The sequence below is a fragment of the [Scytonema hofmanni] UTEX 2349 genome (genome assembly GCF_000582685.1).
Classification (GTDB): Bacteria; Cyanobacteriota; Cyanobacteriia; order Cyanobacteriales; family Nostocaceae; genus Hassallia; species Hassallia hofmanni.
Map to the genome: position 1 here is coordinate 46082 of NZ_ALWD01000002.1, position 18951 is coordinate 65032.

General features: G+C 42.4%; 12 protein-coding genes. 11 read left to right on the forward strand and 1 reads right to left on the reverse strand.

Going from position 1 to position 18951, the window contains the following annotated elements; all coding sequences use genetic code 11:
- Nucleotides 1–72: 72 nt before the first annotated feature.
- The 11 genes from TOL9009_RS0100420 (at nt 73) to TOL9009_RS0100465 (ending at nt 17823) form a co-directional block, all read left to right on the forward strand.
- Nucleotides 73–1533: a hypothetical protein gene (locus TOL9009_RS0100420; protein WP_029630412.1), complete on the forward strand. Its 1461-nt coding sequence runs from the start codon at nt 73–75 to the stop codon at nt 1531–1533.
- 49 nt (nt 1534–1582) lie between these two features.
- Nucleotides 1583–2875: a DUF1822 family protein gene (locus tag TOL9009_RS0100425; RefSeq protein ID WP_084763041.1), complete on the forward strand. Its 1293-nt coding sequence runs from the start codon at nt 1583–1585 to the stop codon at nt 2873–2875.
- 179 nt (nt 2876–3054) lie between these two features.
- Entirely contained in the window at nt 3055–3222 is a 168-nt protein-coding gene (locus TOL9009_RS46690; protein WP_186227437.1) for a hypothetical protein, read from the forward strand.
- A 12-nt stretch (nt 3223–3234) separates the two neighbouring features.
- Nucleotides 3235–5661 (forward strand): CHASE2 domain-containing protein, encoded by a 2427-nt coding sequence (locus TOL9009_RS0100430; RefSeq protein ID WP_029630415.1) that lies wholly within the window; start codon nt 3235–3237, stop codon nt 5659–5661.
- Nucleotides 5654–6376, forward strand: coding sequence for a hypothetical protein (locus TOL9009_RS0100435; protein WP_029630417.1), 723 nt, complete (start codon nt 5654–5656; stop codon nt 6374–6376). The genes TOL9009_RS0100430 and TOL9009_RS0100435 overlap by 8 nt, the downstream gene beginning before the upstream one ends.
- Nucleotides 6377–6544: 168 nt before the next feature.
- Nucleotides 6545–10531: a beta strand repeat-containing protein gene (locus TOL9009_RS37205; protein WP_051502709.1), complete on the forward strand. Its 3987-nt coding sequence runs from the start codon at nt 6545–6547 to the stop codon at nt 10529–10531.
- A gap of 198 nt (nt 10532–10729) precedes the next feature.
- Nucleotides 10730–13369 carry a CHAT domain-containing protein gene (locus tag TOL9009_RS0100445; protein WP_029630419.1) on the forward strand — a complete coding sequence of 880 codons (2640 nt, stop codon included), beginning with the start codon at nt 10730–10732 and terminating at the stop codon, nt 13367–13369.
- A 176-nt stretch (nt 13370–13545) separates the two neighbouring features.
- On the forward strand, nt 13546–14403 hold the full coding sequence (locus TOL9009_RS37210) for a sensor histidine kinase (RefSeq protein ID WP_051502710.1): 858 nt from the start codon (nt 13546–13548) through the stop codon (nt 14401–14403).
- A 258-nt stretch (nt 14404–14661) separates the two neighbouring features.
- The gene (locus TOL9009_RS0100455; protein WP_029630422.1) at nt 14662–15102 is read left to right on the forward strand and encodes a histidine kinase dimerization/phosphoacceptor domain-containing protein; all 441 of its coding nucleotides are present in this window, start codon (nt 14662–14664) and stop codon (nt 15100–15102) included.
- A gap of 12 nt (nt 15103–15114) precedes the next feature.
- Nucleotides 15115–15801, forward strand: a complete 687-nt coding sequence (locus TOL9009_RS0100460) for a response regulator (RefSeq protein ID WP_029630423.1) — start codon at nt 15115–15117, stop codon at nt 15799–15801.
- Nucleotides 15802–16080: 279 nt separating this feature from the next.
- Entirely contained in the window at nt 16081–17823 is a 1743-nt protein-coding gene (locus tag TOL9009_RS0100465) for a ShlB/FhaC/HecB family hemolysin secretion/activation protein (protein WP_260675809.1), read from the forward strand.
- Nucleotides 17824–18299: 476 nt separating this feature from the next.
- On the opposite strand, the gene TOL9009_RS0100470 is transcribed toward TOL9009_RS0100465, so the two are convergent.
- On the reverse strand, nt 18300–18752 hold the full coding sequence (locus TOL9009_RS0100470; protein WP_242055131.1) for a helix-turn-helix domain-containing protein: 453 nt from the start codon (nt 18750–18752) through the stop codon (nt 18300–18302).
- Nucleotides 18753–18951: the final 199 nt, after the last annotated feature.

The following is an 18951-nucleotide window of genomic DNA, read 5'->3' on the forward strand; positions in this document are numbered from 1 at the left end:
CCGAATAAATTGCTTTTACTTGCAGGAGGTGGAAAAATTGAGGATAATTGGTTTTGAGTATGTAAAAACACCGTGGCTTCGATATCAAAATACTGGGAATTTGTCAAGTTAGATTCTACTAGTAAACGCCGGGTTGAAATGATTGTTGCTGCTCAAACTTATTTGAAAAAACAATTTCCAGAATTGACTGAAAAGGTTGAAGTTTCCGATGCAAGGGTACAGCGTCAACTTTGGCAGCAAATCCAATCAGGCAAAGAAACCGATACGCATGAACGTCAATTAGCAGAAATTTGTCTGCGCTGCTACATCTCTGGGCAAATTTATCAAGTTTGCCTTAATTTGGCAACGAAGTTTGGCAATCAAAATGGCTTTAATTGTCAAGATTTGTTACCGTTTGTGTTGGATGATGAGATACTGTTAGCAACGCGAAACCAGCCAGAAAAGCTTGCATCAAAGTCAACTCAAAGGAGTTCCTATCAATCTTTAGCGACTAATGTTTTGAAAACATTCGATCCAGCTAAAGGATCGCTCAATACGTGGGTAAGTCGTTATGTGAAACAACATCCAGAACTGAAGCGGTATTTACTTCAGCATGGCGTTTTTTTAGTTAGCGATTGGGCACTTTTGAACGATACAAAGCCGAAGGAATTGGAACGAATTTTAACTGATATGTATCGTTTGACATCAGTGGAAATTCAGCAACTCTACGAACTTTTAGTAAGTTACCACACAGTTTACCGGGAAGACCGTTTGCAACAAAGACTCACAGGAGGGACGCTACCGTGTCAGCAGCCTACATCTGAGCAGTTAATTCGTATTGCTAAGGCTCTGCAAACTTCTACTGGGCATAAACTTAGCACTGAGGGGATATTAAGTCAACTGCACGCGATCGCATCCAAACTTAGACGATATAAAATCACTGCACAAGGAGGAAATGTTTCTTCGATTTCTTTTGATCAACCTGAAATTCAACCAATTGTAGAGCGATCGCGTAGCGTCTTTGACGGAGAATCGCAAGCTACTGAAGACGATGAAGAACAACTTGAATTTGTTAAGTTATATCAAAATCAATTTATTGAATGTTTAGATCAAACTCTTGCCCAAGTTATTGATGAGTATATCACTAAACTTCAACGCAAACGTTCTTCAGTTGAACAATCATTTCTCACCGCTTTACATCTTTTTCATTGTCAAGGTCAATCGATGAACCAAATTGCACCACAAATTAATTTAACAAAACAATATGAAGTTACTCGCTTATTAAAACTGAATGAATTGCGTGCCGATATTCGTCAGCGGTTGTTGGTGAAGTTGCGCGATCGCGTTCTTGATACCGCTAAATTCTTTGTAGATTCTGAACGCTTGCTTTTTTTAGACCGACAACTAGAATTGATTTTGGATGAACAAATTTCTGGCATTATCCAAGAAGCAGAATCTGAAGCAAAAAATCCAATTCGCAATCAACCCTTACGCAGTTTATTAGCACGTCGTCTCTGCCGTTATCTCGAAAGTAGGAGACAGGAGAATAATTAAAAATGCATAATCTCAAATCGAAAATTAACTTTATCTATCTATTTCAACTATGATGAATCAACCTCTAGCAACATCAGATTTGCCGGATTTACCCGATTGGCAATCTCTCAACGAAACCCGCATTGAACTATTACCAAAGCATTTCCAAAAAGCTGCACGTCTAAGTCAATCTATACATCTGCCAGAACAACGCTGGCAAGTTTACCTTTGTGCGTTGGGGGTTTTGGGGTTTGAACAATGGCTTCAAGAACGCGCTCCCGATTTGCAATTGCAGAGCGATCGCGCTTCGATTTGGCAACCCGCATACGCAAATTTGTTTGCAGCAGCGTGCAATATCCAAATTGGTGATTTTAAAGTTTGTCTCTTAACTTCTAACAATTTAACTAATCAACATAGCGTCCCTTTCGCAGTTTTAGATATACCTGATTTTGCCGCTCATTTCTACGTGCTAATGCAGGTTGAGGAAGAGGAGCAGCAAGTTGCTGTATCCGGGTTTATGAACTACAACCAGTACCTTCACTATCAACAAACAGAACGCTTACAAGTAGATGCAGATTGGACATACACAATACCTGAAACCTGGTTTGACTCAAACCCTGATGCGCTTCTGCTCAATCTCCGCTGTCTGGATGCAGATGCAATTCAACTACCTGCTAAAACAACTAGACAAATTGATACAAATACAGCGTTGCGACAAAAGCTGACTACGCTGACATCTCAACTGCAAAAACAGCCTTTTTCGCGACTGCTCACAGTCAAAGAAGGCACAAGCCTACTGAATAATCCAGACTTGATTCACTATTCCTATAAAATTCTAAGTCCTTCCCTTGCCCAACCATTAATCAACGTTGGTTTTTGGTTACGCAATCAAATCGATGCGGTAGCGAGTGAATTGGGGTGGATGCTGATGCCATTTCCAGCATTATCAGAATTACGGACGTTGCAAGACGAATTTGACCAAATTCGCTCTGGATTAGAGCAAAACTCAATTCATATTCCCTCAGCAGCGCGGGGTGCTTACCGTGATTTGGAGTGCGATCGCGGTAGTTTGCGGCTATACGCAATTATGTGGGTGCTATCGGAAACAACGGAAAACCGAGAATGGGTCTTGCTGATTGCCTTGGGTTCTCAACCACAAAGGCAAATGCCAAAAACTTTGAAATTAGAGGTGCGTGATGAAACACAGTTATTATTCGCAGAATCCCTTGAAGACACAAGTAAAAACATACTCTACGCTCAAGTTATTGGCAATTGGGACGAGCGGTTTTGGGTGACAGTAACTGTAGACAATGAAACTGTATTTGAAATTCCTCCTTTTGGTATGGAATTGCAAGCCACTTAAATATAAAACAACAGTTAGTAAAATATAGTTTTTCTGCGGATTTATGTTACTGTAAAAAATAAATTCCATTTAATAACTATCAACAAAGTGGAGCATAACAACATAAATTGCTAACTAAAACAGATATTTTTTAGCTAATGGTAAATTTACATTTATTTATTAGGAACATGTAATTACAAATGTTAATATTATATCTGGTAAATCAGAAATATTGTAGAGACGTTCCGGCGGAACGTCTTGACGACCGTAGTAGTGTTTTGATTATTGTTAGAGAATATATCAGAGATTTATATAACAACAATACGGCAAACTCCGCATCTTTAGAGCGTCTTAATTATCATCTTTAATTCGCCAGAAATATGAAATATAATTCCCATCTTTTTAATCTAAAAGTTCAAAAAATCGAGCAAATCTGTTTGTTCGAGTTGTCTTGGGGACAAGGACAAAGATTAACTCAGCAGGTTAATTATCCAACTAATTTAACTTTGTTGTATCAAGAGTGGCGACAGGCATATCTGTGCTTTTATCAGTCAGAACAAATGCGGGGACGGACAGTTGGTGGTGGAGTGGTCGCACTCTCGTTAGACTGGCACGCAGAACTTGTGAAAGCGGAAACCAAATTGATGTTTGAGTTTCATCGCTGGTTGCGTAGTGCCGAATTATATGAAATCCGGGCAACTATTGCTCAAATCAGCCAGGAACTTGTCAAAGGGAATCCAGGAGTTAGCGAAGCGGTAAAAGTCTTTCTTACCTGTGCCCCGATTGAATTAGATCGCTTTCCTTGGGAAGCGTGGGAGATTGGCACCGAATTTGCTAGCGCTGGAGCGATTCAAATCATTCGCGCACCTTTAAATATTGGAGCGAAAACTGAAACACCGCAGAAAAAGCAACATCAGCGACGTGCGCGCATTTTAGCAATTTTGGGTGATGATACAGGGTTGAATTTCCAGGCAGACAAAGAAGCCGTAAGATCGCTCCTTAGCATCGCGGAGGTTGAGTTTGTTGGTTGGCAACCAGAGCAAACCCCAAGTCAAGTTATCCAACAAATTAGCGAAGCGATCGCTTGCGAACAAGGATGGGATGTGCTGTTTTTTGCTGGACACAGCAACGAATCAGATATGACAGGGGGTGAATTGGGTATTGCCCCTGGTATATCGATTTCCATCAACGAAATTGCACCCCAACTGAGTGCAGCCAAAAAACGCGGACTTCAGGTAGCAATTTTTAACTCATGCAGCGGGTTAAATATCGCCGATTCCTTAATTGACTTGGGTTTCAGTCAAGTTGTAGTCATGCGGGAACCGATTCACAACCGCGTCGCCCAAGAATTTCTGGTACGATTTCTGCAAGGATTGGGGAAACACCTTGATGTATACGAATCGGTGATGGAAGCGCGGCAATTTCTCCGCATGGAGAAAAGCCATACTTACCCCTCGTCTTACTTAGTACCTTCCTTATTTTGCCATCCTGGGGCGAAATTATTTCGCATTCCTCCCTTTCAGTGGAAACAGCGTTTGCGGCAAAGTTTACCAACTTACATTGAAGGGATCGCTCTTGTAGCAAGTCTCACCCTTAGCGTACTTCCCCCCATACAAAATTTGCTGCTAGATTCGCGAATGGTGGCTCAATCAGTTTACCGCAATGTCACCGCCCAAATTCCATCGGAAGAAGTCCCCCCAGTCGCATTAATCGAAATTGATGCCGAATCGATTTACCGCGCTGGACTTCTTGATTCTCAACTTCGACCCATGAACCGCAGCTACATCGGCAAGTTAATTGATAGCACCAGAAAGTTGAATGCTTCCGTCGTTGGTTTAGATTTTACCTTCGATACGCCACAAAAAGACCCGCCATCCGGGGATGAAGATTTAGGCAAAGCGGTGCGTCGTGCAGTCGATGGGAATATGTGGCTAATTTTTGGGGCAATTCTAGAACCGAATAGAGAAATAGGCACAAATGAAGCGATCGGCATTAACAAGTGGAATTGGACATTGCAAGGATATACTGATGCTTATCATTACCTTGTAGAAATGCCCGATCCCCAGCGAGATTGTCGTCAAGCTTGCCCGATCGCTTATTTGATGTCTCTGGTGCAGACTGCTAACCAGGAAATGACAGAATTACCCAAGCCCCAAACTAATCGGGTAACAAATTTACGCGCTCAACTACTTGATGTCATTCAGCAGCAGCACCCCGAAAAAGGCAACTTATCTGCATTGTTACAGTTGCGTTCTCCTGTTGGGTTGCAGCCGTTAGTTGATTTCTCCCTACCTCCCGATCGCGTCTATACCAAGATTCCCGCTTGGAAATTGCTGGAAAATCCAGATATCAACAAGTTTCCCTTAATTTCCAAACAGGTAGTATTAATTGCCACAGGAAGCGATGAACGCTTGGGAATTGCCGCCAGTCAGCCAGATCGCTCACCCGCACCCCCCGCTATAACTTATTGGACAAAGCAAGATTGGCTGACAGGAGGTGAATTTTTAGCATACATGACCCAGCATTTTCTCACACGTCGTTTGGTTATTCCCATCCCCGATATTTGGATGATTGGAGTGGCGGTTATTTTCAGTAAAATTGCGGTATTTGCAGTTAATCGTAAGTCTCAATTAAATCCCAAATTTCGCCTAAAAATTATCGCTAGTTCCCTTGGTACAGTCATCATCTATGGCATTCTTGGGCTGCAAATTTATATATCTGCTGCGGTTTTAGTTCCCTGGTTTTTACCCTCGGCTGTTTTTTTAGCTTACGTTTTACCTGCTACAAGGAGAAAGTATCATGTTTAATCAATCATTCTTTAGCCTTGCACTTATTCCCGTCATCAGCTTTGGTGGTGTCAGCAGCGAAATAGCTACACCGTTCAGGCAAAATCGGCAAATTGCTCAACAAGTTACTACTAGGGCAGCTTTATTTTGGCAGACTCGCCCCCGCAAACGAAATATATCACGATCGCTTACAAGTCAGGTTTGTGCGATCGCACCTGGTTTACTAGAGACATATCAAGTTTGGAGCGATCGACCATTATTTTTGTGGCACAGTCAAGGGAAAAATAAAGACCTTCAATTAACACTCCGCGACTTTGATACTCAAGAGGAAGTCTGGACGCAAAAAGTCAACATTGCCGATCAAAAAGTATCCTACAGCGGTAAAGAACCCTTAAAACCGGGCAAGCGTTATCAATGGCAATTATCAGGAAGTCAAGCTTGGGCAACATTTCAAATAATGCCAGCAGACCAGCGCAACCAAATTCAACTTGACTTGCAAGCATTAGAGCAAAAACTAAAAGCCAATAAAGCCTCACAAGAAGAAATTGCCCTGAAAAAAGCAGATTACTTTCTCAATTACGAAATCAAACACAAAAACGAACCCGGAATTTTTCATCCTTGGTCTGATGCTTTGCAGGCTCTGTACATTGAAAATGCATCTCCATCCTTCGTTGAGAAACGCGAAGCATATATAGCCAACTTGTGTACAGATCCTACAGCCACTAAGCAAAAGTAATTTTGATAGGTTTCTCTTCGTAGTAAGCACTTCAGTGCTTTCTTTCTTAAGCGTTTATTTTTCCTCAAGATTACATCAAGAGTGCTTTCTTTCTTAAACGCTAAAGCGCTTACTACGGTTTATTTTTCCTCAGGATTACATCACCGAACCTTAATCAAAATACATTTTATGACAAATAAACCGAATTGGCTTCAATTACTGATATTCAGCTTCATCACATTTGCCAGCACACCAGCGATCGCCCAAATTACCCCTGATAATACTTTAGGTGCAGAAAATTCTCGCTTCACACCCAACGTTTTAATTAACGGTGCATCTGCCGATCAAATTGATGGTGGTGCAACTCGTGGTAGCAATCTTTTCCACAGCTTCACCCAGTTTAGTATCAACGATGGGCAAAGAGTGTATTTTAGCAACCCTATTGGAGTAGAAAATATTCTCACGCGGGTGACAGGAAAAGAAGCCTCAAATATTTTCGGAACCTTGGGAGTTAATGGTGCTGCAAATCTATTTTTAATCAATCCCAACGGGATTTTATTTGGAAAAAATGCCCAGTTAGATATACGCGGTTCATTTCTGGGCACGACAGCGAATCAAATTCAATTTGGAAATCAGGGAATTTTCAGCGCGACAAATCCCGCAGCACCACCTTTGTTGACAGTTCAGCCTTCGGGGTTGCTGTTTAATCAGATTAATTCGGGGGCGATCGCTGCTAACCAAGCTCTGTTAAGTGTAGCCCCAGAAAAAAATTTGACATTGGTCGGCGGTGATATTAATTTAAACCGAAGCATTCTGGAGGCTTTAGGTGGACGGGTTGAACTCGCCGCGATCGCAGGAACAGCAACTGTTGGTTTAAATCCCGATACTAGTCTCAGCATTCCAACGGATCTTCCACAAGCAGATGTGTTGCTTAATCAATCGCAAATTGATGTCAGATCTGGCAATGGCGGCAGTGTTCGCATCAATGCCCGCAATCTAAACCTCACAAATAGCTTTGTTTTAGCTGGTATTGCGTCAGGACAAAACGCTGGCGGTCAAGCGGGAGACATTAGCATTAACGCGATTGGAGCTATAAAACTTGATGCAGGCGCAATTGCTAATTTAATATTCGAGAATGCCTTCGGCAATAGTGGCAATATTAATATTAATACGGGTTCTCTTTCACTGACAAACGGTGGTCAACTAGATGCTAGTGTATTTGGACAAGGAAATGCTGGAGATATCACAATCAACGCTCGTGATACCGTTTCGCTAGAGGGTGTCAATCCGAATGGACTTGCCAGCACAATCTTTACCGAAGTGGTTAGTGGTGCAAGCGGCAATGGAGGTGATATCAGAATTACTACAGGTTCTCTATCGGCTACCAATGGTGGTTCACTCGTTTCTAACACTCGCGGACGCGGCAATGCCGGGAATATTTTCATCAACGCTCGCGAAGCAGTCACGTTTGCAGGGAGGGGACCGAATAACACCAGTGGCGCTTACAGTCGTGTTACGCAAGATGCAGTTGGCAGGGGAGGCAATATTGAAATCACTACAGGTTCTCTTTCCCTTACAAATACAGCGTTACTGGTTACTAGTACCAATGGACAAGGGGATGCGGGTAATGTAATTATCAATGCACGCGATCGCGTTCTATTAGATGGAACGAGAGCAAATGAAAGCTTTATTCCAAGTTCCATACTCAGCAGTGTCGGAACGAGAGCAGTGGGCAATAGTGGTGATGTGCGAATTACGGCGGGTTCGCTCTCCGTCCTTAATGGATCTGAATTGAATGCAACTACCAGAGGACAAGGCAACGCAGGTAATATTATTCTCCAAGTAGGAGATCGCACCGTATTTGATGGGGGCACTGCCTTAAGTAGCGTGGTTCAAGGAGCAATAGGCACAGGGGGCAATGTGGAAATCTCCACAGGTTCGCTTGCGGTTATCAATGAAGCTGTTTTGGCTGCAAGTACTAATGGACAAGGTAATGCAGGTAGTGTGAGAATCAACTCTCGCGATCGCATCACCTTAGATAGAAGTGGCATCTCTAGCAATGTTCGGAGGGAGGCAGTAGGCAATGGGGGCAATATTGATATCACCACTGGATCGCTCATAGCCACCAATGAATCGCAACTCAATACCTTCACTTCTGGACAAGGCAACGCAGGTAATATCACTGTCAACGCCCGCGATATTGTCTCCTTGGATACAGATACAATCCTCCTCAGTGGTATCGAGCCAGGGGGAACAGGCAAGGGCGGTAATATTACGATTACAGCAGATTCCCTTTCGGTAACAAATGGTGCTTCGCTAAATGCCAGAACCCGTGGAGGCGGCAATGCAGGAAGTATTTCCATCACTGCCCGCAATTCAGCTCTGTTTTCGGGTACTGGTGCTAGCGGATTTTCTAGCGGAGCGTTCAGCCCAGTGAGAGAGAATGGAGTGGGCAGAGGCGGTAATGTTGAAATCACAACGGGTTCTCTAGTGGTAAACAATGGGGCGCAACTGGCTGCTGGTACTCAAGGAAGAGGTGATTCAGGCAGCGTCATCATCAATGCCCGCGATTCTGTTGTACTTGGAGGAGGGACAGCCGATAGACAGTTTAGTAGCGCTATCTTCAGTAACGTAGATGAAGGCGCCATAGGAAGAGGGGGAAATGTTGAGATTACAACGGGTTCGCTTTTGGTTAGCAACGGAGGGCAACTGCTTTCTGCAACTGAAGGACAAGGCGATGCAGGCAATGTAATTATTAATGCCCGCGATCGGATTACTTTTGACGGGAGTAGCGCTGATGGTCGCTTTGTCAGTGGTCCTTTCAGCAGCGTCCAGGAGAATGCTGTGGGAAATGGAGGAGATATTCGGATTTCAACCAAAAATTTGTCGTTAACTAACGGAGCGCAATTGGTTGCTGCAACCAGAGGAAATGGAAATGCAGGAAATGTCATAGTCAATGCCCAAGATTCCATCTTGCTAGACGGTATAGACAATCGTGGTCGTCCCAGCGGTATTTTTACCAGTGCATTAAATACAGCCACCGGACGTGGTAGCAACATTACGATAAATACCAATTCACTCCAGTTGCGTAATCTGGGTGAGATTAATGCTGCAACGGCAAACAATCAACCGGGTGGGAATATTTCCATCAGAGCCAACACAGTTACAGCCTCAACAGGTGGCAACGTAGCAACCACAACTTTCGCTCAAGGAAAGGCAGGTAATATTCGCCTCAACGTTACCGACTCAGTTACTCTGACTAATCCTGGAAGTGGGCTATTTGCCGATACTACTCGTGGCTCTAGTGGGGACGGTGGAAGCATCTTCATCGCTCCACAAACCCTTACTCTCACCGACAAAGCGAGAATTTTCGTTGGTAGTCGGGGCACTGGGCAGGGGGGTAATATCCAAATCCAGGCACGCAACCTGCGGCTTGATCGCGCCCAAATCTCGGCGGAAACTGGCAGCACTGACGGGGGTAATATTAACTTACAGGTGGATGATATTTTGCTAATGCGAGATGGTAGCATTATTTCAGCAACTGCCGGAACTGAGAGTCAAGAAGGGAATGGCGGCAACATCACCATAGATGCCGCAGCGATCATCGCAGTTCCTAAAGAAAACAGCGATATCCGTGCTAACGCCGTTCGCGGACGCGGCGGCAATGTCACAATTAAAACCAATGGACTGTTTGGTATCGCTCCTGCTTCCTTCCCCACAGCGCAAAGTGACATTACCGCTAGTTCTCAACTCGGTATCCAAGGACAAATCAACATTATCCAACCGGATGTCCAACCCACCCAAGGAATAATCGAACTACCAAATCAAGTGCTTGATGCCAGCAATCAAATTGCTCAAGATTGTCCCAGAGGTCGCAATGCAAAAAAACCTTTAGGTAATTTTATTGTCACCGGACGCGGTATACCACCAAACGCTACACAACCGCTGAACGGTACACCAAACCTGCCTCAACTTGCAACTTTGGATTTTCAAAGCGCAAGCACAAAACCAAATACATCTTCAACACCGAATCTACCCCCAACTTCCGAAAATGCGATCATCGAGGCTCAAGGTTGGGTGAAAACTCCTGACGGCAAAATTATGTTAGTTGCCCAAGTACCCACAGCTACCCCTAATGCTATTACGACATCTGCTGCATGTCCTGTATCTAGATAAGATGTTTTGACTCTTAACTTGCATCATAATTTTCATCCGCCAAGAAATAAATTTCTTGACTCAAAGCTTAAGTCCGTTAAAACAGACTGGGTAAGTCTTTTAGTCCGTTTTAACGGACTTGAGCTATTAGCCTTGAACTTCAGTTCAAGGCGTACTCAGGTGGAAATGTAAGATTTAAATTAAGCTGCAACCAAAATAATGAAACGCATTAAACGAAACTGGAAAAAATCGATTCGCTTTTGTCTGCCGATGGTGTTGACTGCATTATTGTGCATCACATCACCTAGCTTTGCTCAAATTCCGATTATTTCCAGCGCGATCGCTCAAACTCAAGCGGCTTCATCTGTGGATCAACAAGCGCGAACAAACTATCAACAAGGTAAATTTTCCGATGCCGCAAAGCTGTTTCAACAAGCATCCCTTGCATATCAATCTGCAAAAGACCCGATTCGTCAAGCACTCAGTTTGAGCAACTTATCGCTTTGTTACCAACAATTAGCACAGTGGAACGATGCTAACCGTACAATTACGGATAGTATTACTTTATTAACGTCTCTAAAAGAAACAAATTCCGACAAATTATCTGCATTAGCCCAAAGCTTTGATATTCAAGGTGGGTTACAATTAGCACGCGGACAAGCCGATGCTGCTTTGAAATCCTGGGAACGAGCCACAACTCTTTACACCCAACTCGGCAAACCCAATTTAGTACTGACGAGCCAAACTAATCAAGCACAAGCTTTACAAAATTTAGGTCTTTATCGCCGGTCAATTCCCCTACTTTACACTGCGTTAAAGTTGCCGCAAGAGACAACAGACAATAAATTAAAAAGTCTTTTGTCAGGAATTTCTGATTCCCCAGAAACAGCAACAGCGTTGCGTACTTTAGGAGACTCGCTACGAGTTGTTGGCAACTTGCCGCAAGCGCGTCTGGTTTTCGAGCGTAGCTTGGCGATCGCCAATAAATTAAATCTACCCGACATAATTACATTAGCTCAACTCAGCCTCGGTAACACTGCCCGCGCTGAAGCTGATTTCCCAGCAGCTTTAAATTTCTATCAACAATCCGCTACATCTCCCTCAGTGAATCTGCGTATACAAGCCCAAGTTAACCAACTTAGCTTGCTTGTCGATACTAATCAAAAAGATGCAGCTAAAAGCTTATTGCCACAAATACAAAAGCAAATTGAGACATTACCACCGAGCTACACCGCGATTGAAGCACGAGTGAATCTCGCGCAAACGATGATGCGGATGAGGAAACAAACCCCAGAAGCCATTAATCTACGTGAAGTCGCGCAACTGCTATCAGTCACCATTCAACAAGCTGTATACTTAGGAAACCCCCGTATACAGGCTGACGCGCTGGGAAGCCTGGGTAATATATATGAAGAAAGGCAACGGTGGGCAGAGGCAGAAAAGTTGACTCAACAAGGACTTCAATTAGCGCAACAAATTAACGCAGGTGATATCGCTTATCGTTGGCAATGGCAGTTAGGACGGGTAACAAAAGCGCAGGGGAAAATTGATAGTGCGATCGCTGCATACAAAGAAGCTGTCGGCACAATCAAATCGTTGCGAACAGATTTAGCCGCAGCCAGTCCGGATGTACAATATTCTTTTAGATATGAAGTTGAACCGATTCACCGTCAACTTGTTGAGTTGTTAGTGGAATCCAATAAAGAAGGCAGTCTCAAGACAGCACGAGATGTGATTGAAGGGTTGCAATTAGTTGAACTCGATAACTTCTTCCGGGAAGCTTGCTTGACTGCGAAGCCAGAACAAGTAGATCAAGTGGATCGACGAGCAGCTGTAATTTATCCAATTATTTTAGATAACCAGCTTGCGACTATCGTCAGCTTACCCAAATCTCAACCAGATTCCCAAACCAAAGATAACCGTGATTTTCGCTACTACAAAACAAGCATTAGCAAAAAAGAAGTTGAGGCGATCGGATCACGTCTAGGAGGTATCCTTAACCAATCAAATACCTTTGACCTGACGCTGCCCGAACTCCAAAAAATGTATAAATTAGTTATCGAACCAGAAGCCGCAGACCTTGCCGCAAGTCAGGTAGAAACACTGGTATTTGTTTTAGATGGAGTTTTGCGGAATATACCAATGGCGGCGCTACATGATGGAAAAAATTTTTTGGTAGAAAAATACAGCATTGTCCTGACACCGGGACTGCAATTATTAGCCCCGCGATCGCTCAAACAAGAACGCTTGGGAGCCTTAGTAGCTGGACTTAGTGAAGCTCGTCCCCCAGATTTTTTTGCGCTACCCAATGTCGAGAAAGAAGTGAAAAAAATTGAATCTGAGCTTCCCAGCCAAGTCTTATTTAACAATAAGTTTACAAATTCCGCGTTTGAAAATAAAGTATCAGCCGTTTCCTACCCGATTGTACATTTAGCAACCCACGCTCAATTTAGTTCTCAAGCAGATGAAACTTTTATTCTCACTTGGAATGGTAAAATCAAAGTCAACGAACTTAGTAGCCTTCTTAAAAACGTCCAATTGTCGCGAAACAAACCACTCGAACTGCTCATACTCAGCGCTTGCCAAACGGCGACGGGTGATAATAAATCCGCATTAGGATTAGCAGGTGTAGCAGTGCGTTCCGGTGCCAGCAGTACCGTAGCAACTTTGTGGCAAATCAACGATGAAGCATCAGCAACCTTGATGAGTCAGTTTTATGAGCAATTGCTACAAGCGCGTAAAACAGGTATCTCAAAAGCAGAAGCTCTCCGTCAAGCCCAACTTGCCATTTTAAAGAACCCGGAATATAAATCACCATATTACTGGGGAGCGTTTGTGTTGCTGGGGAATTGGATTTAAGTCCTGTTAGGATGATTCTATTCGGAGTGCGTGCGGTTTTTGGGTCATAGCTGGTTTGCATCCTTCTGATGAAGATCCTCTTGAACCAGCTGACCCTGTATGAATTCACTAAATTGCATAAGCTTCCCTGACTGAGAAATATAGAAGAAATAGCCGGACATTACAAAGAGGTTGTCGTGGTCGAAGAACTTTATACACCAGAACAACTCGCTCAAATGCATGACTCTTTATGGCAATGCGTATTGCAATTTGCCAATCTCTCAGCCGTGCAAGAACGCAATCGCATTGCGCGGGATTTACATGATTCTCTGGGACATGCATTAACTGGGCTGAACTTTCAATTACAAACAGCGATTAAACTTTGCCAACCCGATCCAACTCAAGCGCAGGAATTTTTGACTGAGGCACATCGTTTAGTAGCGATCGCAACTCAAGAAGTCCGCCAATCTGTCAAAGCATTACGTAGTGAGCAAATCGAAACCCAATCTTTAGAAACGCTGATTGAATTTCTGATCGATGATTTTCAGCAAACAACTGGAATTTTACCTGAAATTGAGATTAACTTACTCATTGCATTACCCTCACAACTTGTCACACCCATTTATCGAATTATCCAAGAAGCGCTTAACAATACTCGCAAGTATGCTCAAGCAACAAAAGTACAACTTTATATCTGCACAACTGCAACACAGGTGCATGTAACAATTCAAGATAACGGTCGCGGATTCGACCTTGAAGAAGTTTCAGGTGGTTACGGACTCAAAGGAATGCAAGAACGAGTAGCAGTTTTACAAGGTCATTTACATTTAGAATCTCAACCCGGAGATGGTTGTTGCATCACTGTTGAGATTCCCATCCATATATCTCACATATCTCATATACCGCAAATGCCTGAAATATATATTCCTAAAGAATCTCCTTCAATTAGCAAAAACCCAAACGCGGGAGTGCCTGCTAGCGCTTCTCTACGAGACGCTACGCGAACGCTATCAGTCAAAATTGGTGAATGGCAACCTCTTCATCTGAATAAATGACAAAATTTAGCATTATTATAACCAGCGTTGAAAACTCCAAACTCCTAACTCCGTGTCTTTTGACTCCTGACTCCAACTTTAGTATTAGATAAATGTATGTTTTAAAACTTTTTGTTTATGACAGGGTAAAAATTAAAACTAAAGTTGGAAAATTGCAGTAGTAGATAGCCAAGCGGTTCAATTAGAGCTATTAATAAAGTAGTTGAGATTTAACTTTATAATCTCTTCACCAAATCTTATTATTCAAGTACAAAAAACATGGTGACTGTTTTGTTAATTTGGATATTTTTCTTGACGCTAGCTTGGCAATTGATGAAAACTATTTGTACATATCGCCAAAAAACTCAAGAATTGATATTAGCTGAAAATCAATTGAAAATTTATGCATCAAAGATGGAATACTTCACACTCATTGAAGAAAGAAATCACAATTTACTTAACTTTTATCACGGCTTAGGACATTCGATCGCAGCTTTAGATATCCAACTGCAAGTTGTACAAAAACTTTGGCAAATCAACCCAATACAAGCTGAAAAATCACTGTCAGAAGCTTACCAACTGAGTAGCACTCTGATGTACGAAGTACGTCAAATTGTGAGAAATATGGGTGAAGATTCTTTCAATAAACAAAGCACACAACAAAGTAGAGAAAATCTCGCTCGTACAAAGTTAGAGGAAGAAAGATATGTTTATTTTTAAAAGGTGCGCTGTATGATTCGCTTATTACTTGTAGACGACCAAAGTTTAGTTCGTCAAGGTCTCAAAGCAATTTTGAGCCTAGAACCAGATTTAGAAATTGTGGGTATGGGGGAGAACGGAGAAGAAGCGATTTCCATTATAGAACGTTTGGCGATCGCACAAGTCGAAACACCACAACCGGATATTGTGTTAATGGACTTGCGAATGCCAGTTATGAATGGCACTACTGCCACCCGCATCATTTGTGAACGATTTCCCAACATAAAGGTTTTAGTATTGAGTACTTATGATGACGATCGCGATGTGAGTGAAGCGATTCGAGCCGGTGCGAAAGGTTATCTTCTTAAAGATATGCCTTCAAGTGAACTTGTGAATGCAATTCGGTCCATCAACAGTGGATATGCCCAACTCGCACCAGGTCTTCTTGAGCGGGTTGTTAGCCAAAATATAGCAAAGCCAATATCGCAATCTATTTCCCCCGCACTGGCAGAATTGACACCAAGAGAATTAGATGTAGCACGTTTAGTGGCGATTGGCGCAACAAATCAAGAAATTGCTCAGAAACTATTTATCTGTGAAAGTACAGTTAAAACGCACATCAACAGCATTTTTAATCGTCTAAACCTAAAGAATCGATCGCAACTTGCGATTTATGCTAATTCTGTTTTCCTTGAAAAGGCAACCACGCAAAACGCCTAATAAACCGACTTTTTGGTTGAAAAGAAAACGCCGAAACGACGTATTTAGGTTGAAAAACCCGGTTTATGCTTTCATCAAATTTGATGAATGCTTTAACTTTCCTTTGCACAGTGCAGCAACACCGCATTATTTCTTCATCTATTCTGTTCAAGTCTCATGTTAAATTTGCATTTACTTAATAACATTTTATGGATAATCGGTAAACGATTATTTCCAAGGTCTTCGTCTTATTTAAAACCCCTATATTTATTTATGGGATTGCCTTCTACCCTTTGCCTTTTGCATTTTACATTCTTGATAGTTTTTTCTGCATCTGCTTGGGCAGATAGCGGCATATCTGCGTTACCATCTGAAGAAATTCCCGATATTGCCCAGCGGATTGATGTTCCGAATATTCCTCCTCAAGATATTCCGCGATCGCTTCCCCCGAACCCACAGCCAGAGCAAACACCGCTTGAACTTCCACCCCCTGAAGATTTATTGCCAAAACCAACTACTGGGCAACCACCCCCAGAACTACCTGGTGATACGCTTAATAATATCTTCGTCCGTAAATTTGAAATAGTTGGCAGTACCGTTTTTAGTTCGCAAAAACTCACTCAATTACTCGAAGAAAAGTATACAGGACGAAACCTCAGCTTTGCAGAATTGTTTCAAGCTCGGTCAATTATTACCGACTTTTACGTTAAACGTGGCTATATCACTTCCGCAGCCATCATTCCCCCTCAAACTTTAGAAAATGGGATTGTCAAAATTCAGATAATTGAAGGTTCCCTTGAAGGCATTAAAATCAATGGCAGCCGTCGTTTGCATCCCGATTATGTCCGCAGTCGCATTGCGTTAGCAACTACGGCTCCAGTCAATGTTAATCGTTTGTTAGAGGGATTGCGACTTTTGCAACTCGACCCACTCATCGCTAACATCTCGGCTGACTTGCAAGCTGGAACCAGTCCCGGAAAAAATTTGTTGCAAGTGAATATAATTGAAGCGAAAACTTTGAGTGTTACCCCATCGATTGATAACGGACGAGCGCCCAGCGTTGGTAGTTTCCGGCGTCAAATTGAATTGAACCAAGCAAACTTACTTGGCTTTGGGGATCAGTTAAGAGTCGGCTACACAAACACAGATGGTAGCAACGAAGTAGATGTCAGTTATACAATTCCTCTGAATCCCCGTAACGGCACACTCCGCCTCGCCTATGGTAATATTAACAGTAATGTAATTGAACCTCCTTTCGATAAACTCGATATTGAGGCAGATTCAAGTTATTACGAACTCAGCTATCGTCAGCCTTTATTTCAACGCTCAAGAGAGGAGTTTGCTGTTGGATTCACTTTATCACAACAACAAAATCAAACAAAGCTAGGTATTGACAACATCGGTGGGTATCCCCTTTCTCCGGGAGCAGATGAAGAAGGACGCACTCGCATTTCTGCTTTGCGATTTTTTCAAGACTGGGTTAAGCGAGACGAACGACAAGTTTTTGCAGCGCGATCGCAATTTTCTTTCGGGTTAGGTCTATTTGATGCCACAATTAACGAAAGTGCCCCTGACAGTCGCTTTTTCGCTTGGCGCGGACAGGCTCAATGGACGCGACTTTTAGCTGCTGATACATTATTAATCGTGCGCGGTGATATCCAAGTTGCGGATAGGGCTTTAGTTCCATTTGAACAATTTGGAATTGGGGGACAACAAACTGTTCGGGGATATCGTCAAGACGCATTGTTGACAGATAATGGCATATTATTTTCTACAGAGTTCCGCCTGCCTATTCTCAAAGCGAACGGTAATGGAGTGCTGCAAGTTGCACCCTTTATTGACATTGGTACAGGTTGGAATAATGGCAAAAGTAATCTTGTTCAAAATACACTAATTGGTGCAGGATTGGGATTGCTATGGCAACAAGAAAACTTATCAGCCCGAATCGATTATGGTCTTCCTTTAATCTCAATCGATGCCGACAAACGAACGTTGCAAGATAACGGTATTTATTTTTCTATCAGATATAGCCCGTCATTTTAGGTTAAAAGCAGTTGTTGAGGGGGTGGCAAGCGCTCTGCAACCCTTGCGTGTCAAAAAATAGAGAGCTTTCTGATATAAAAAGATACAGTTGATGAAGTTGTATTAGTTTTAGAAACGTCAAATACTAAACCAAGTATTTCAAATATCGGTTTTTATCTCAGATAGACTAGGCACAGACATATTCCTTGTTTCGATGACGTATCTGGTCTACTTCCACCACCAAAGCGCCACAATCCGAATTTTCTTTTTTTCAATAAGTACCTATTTCTCTAAATGTTTTTGTTCGACTAAATCTACGCTTTGCTAAAAAATGCTCGTATTCAATACCGATTAATTGCTTTGATTCGTGAGGATATGACTCTATTTTTTCGTTCTTGTGTTGTCATGGTAGATGCACTTCCATTTGTGCTGTGTTGCTTAATTATTTGACGATGCTTATATTAAGGATAAGTTTAAAAATTACAACTATAATTATTTCACTCTACCCCTGCTAGAAACGCTACACTTGAAGAAATTACTTCCGCAATATCTACTGGGTCAAGTAAATAAATTTTTGCTAAAACTTCTTTTTTAATCTGATCAGAAACCGAGCTTTTGTCATTTTTTACTTTCTCTAATGGTTTCTTCTCCAAACCTTGACGGTAGGCTAATAAAGAAATTTTCCCATCTAAATAAAATTGCAGCGATCTAGTGTTACCACCGCTCAACTTCGCCAATTGCCTAAAGTTTTTAGAATCGCATTCGGGAATGGTTTTACTCTTCAACCATCGGTACACAGTTGAGAAATCTACACCAATAGCTGTGGCTAAAGTAGTTTGAGTCCAGCCCTCTTGTAGTAGCTGTTCAATCAATTGAGCCAGTCGATTTTGGCGTTCCTGCATATTAGAAGACCCGGACTCAACAGTCACAAAAGTTACTTTAGCGGTCATACTTATGTAAACTACCTTAGCCTGTATTCCACTATGTCTTAACCTCCGCAAAGGGCACGGCTAGGATCAGACATTGTGGAGTTTAATTATTCATCCTATTTAACTAATTTAAGTCAAAAACCCTTGCATTTACAAGCGTTTCAACAAAACCGCACTGTCCTCCGCGCGCTTGGTTGGAGGAGGAAGTTATTAGAGGAAG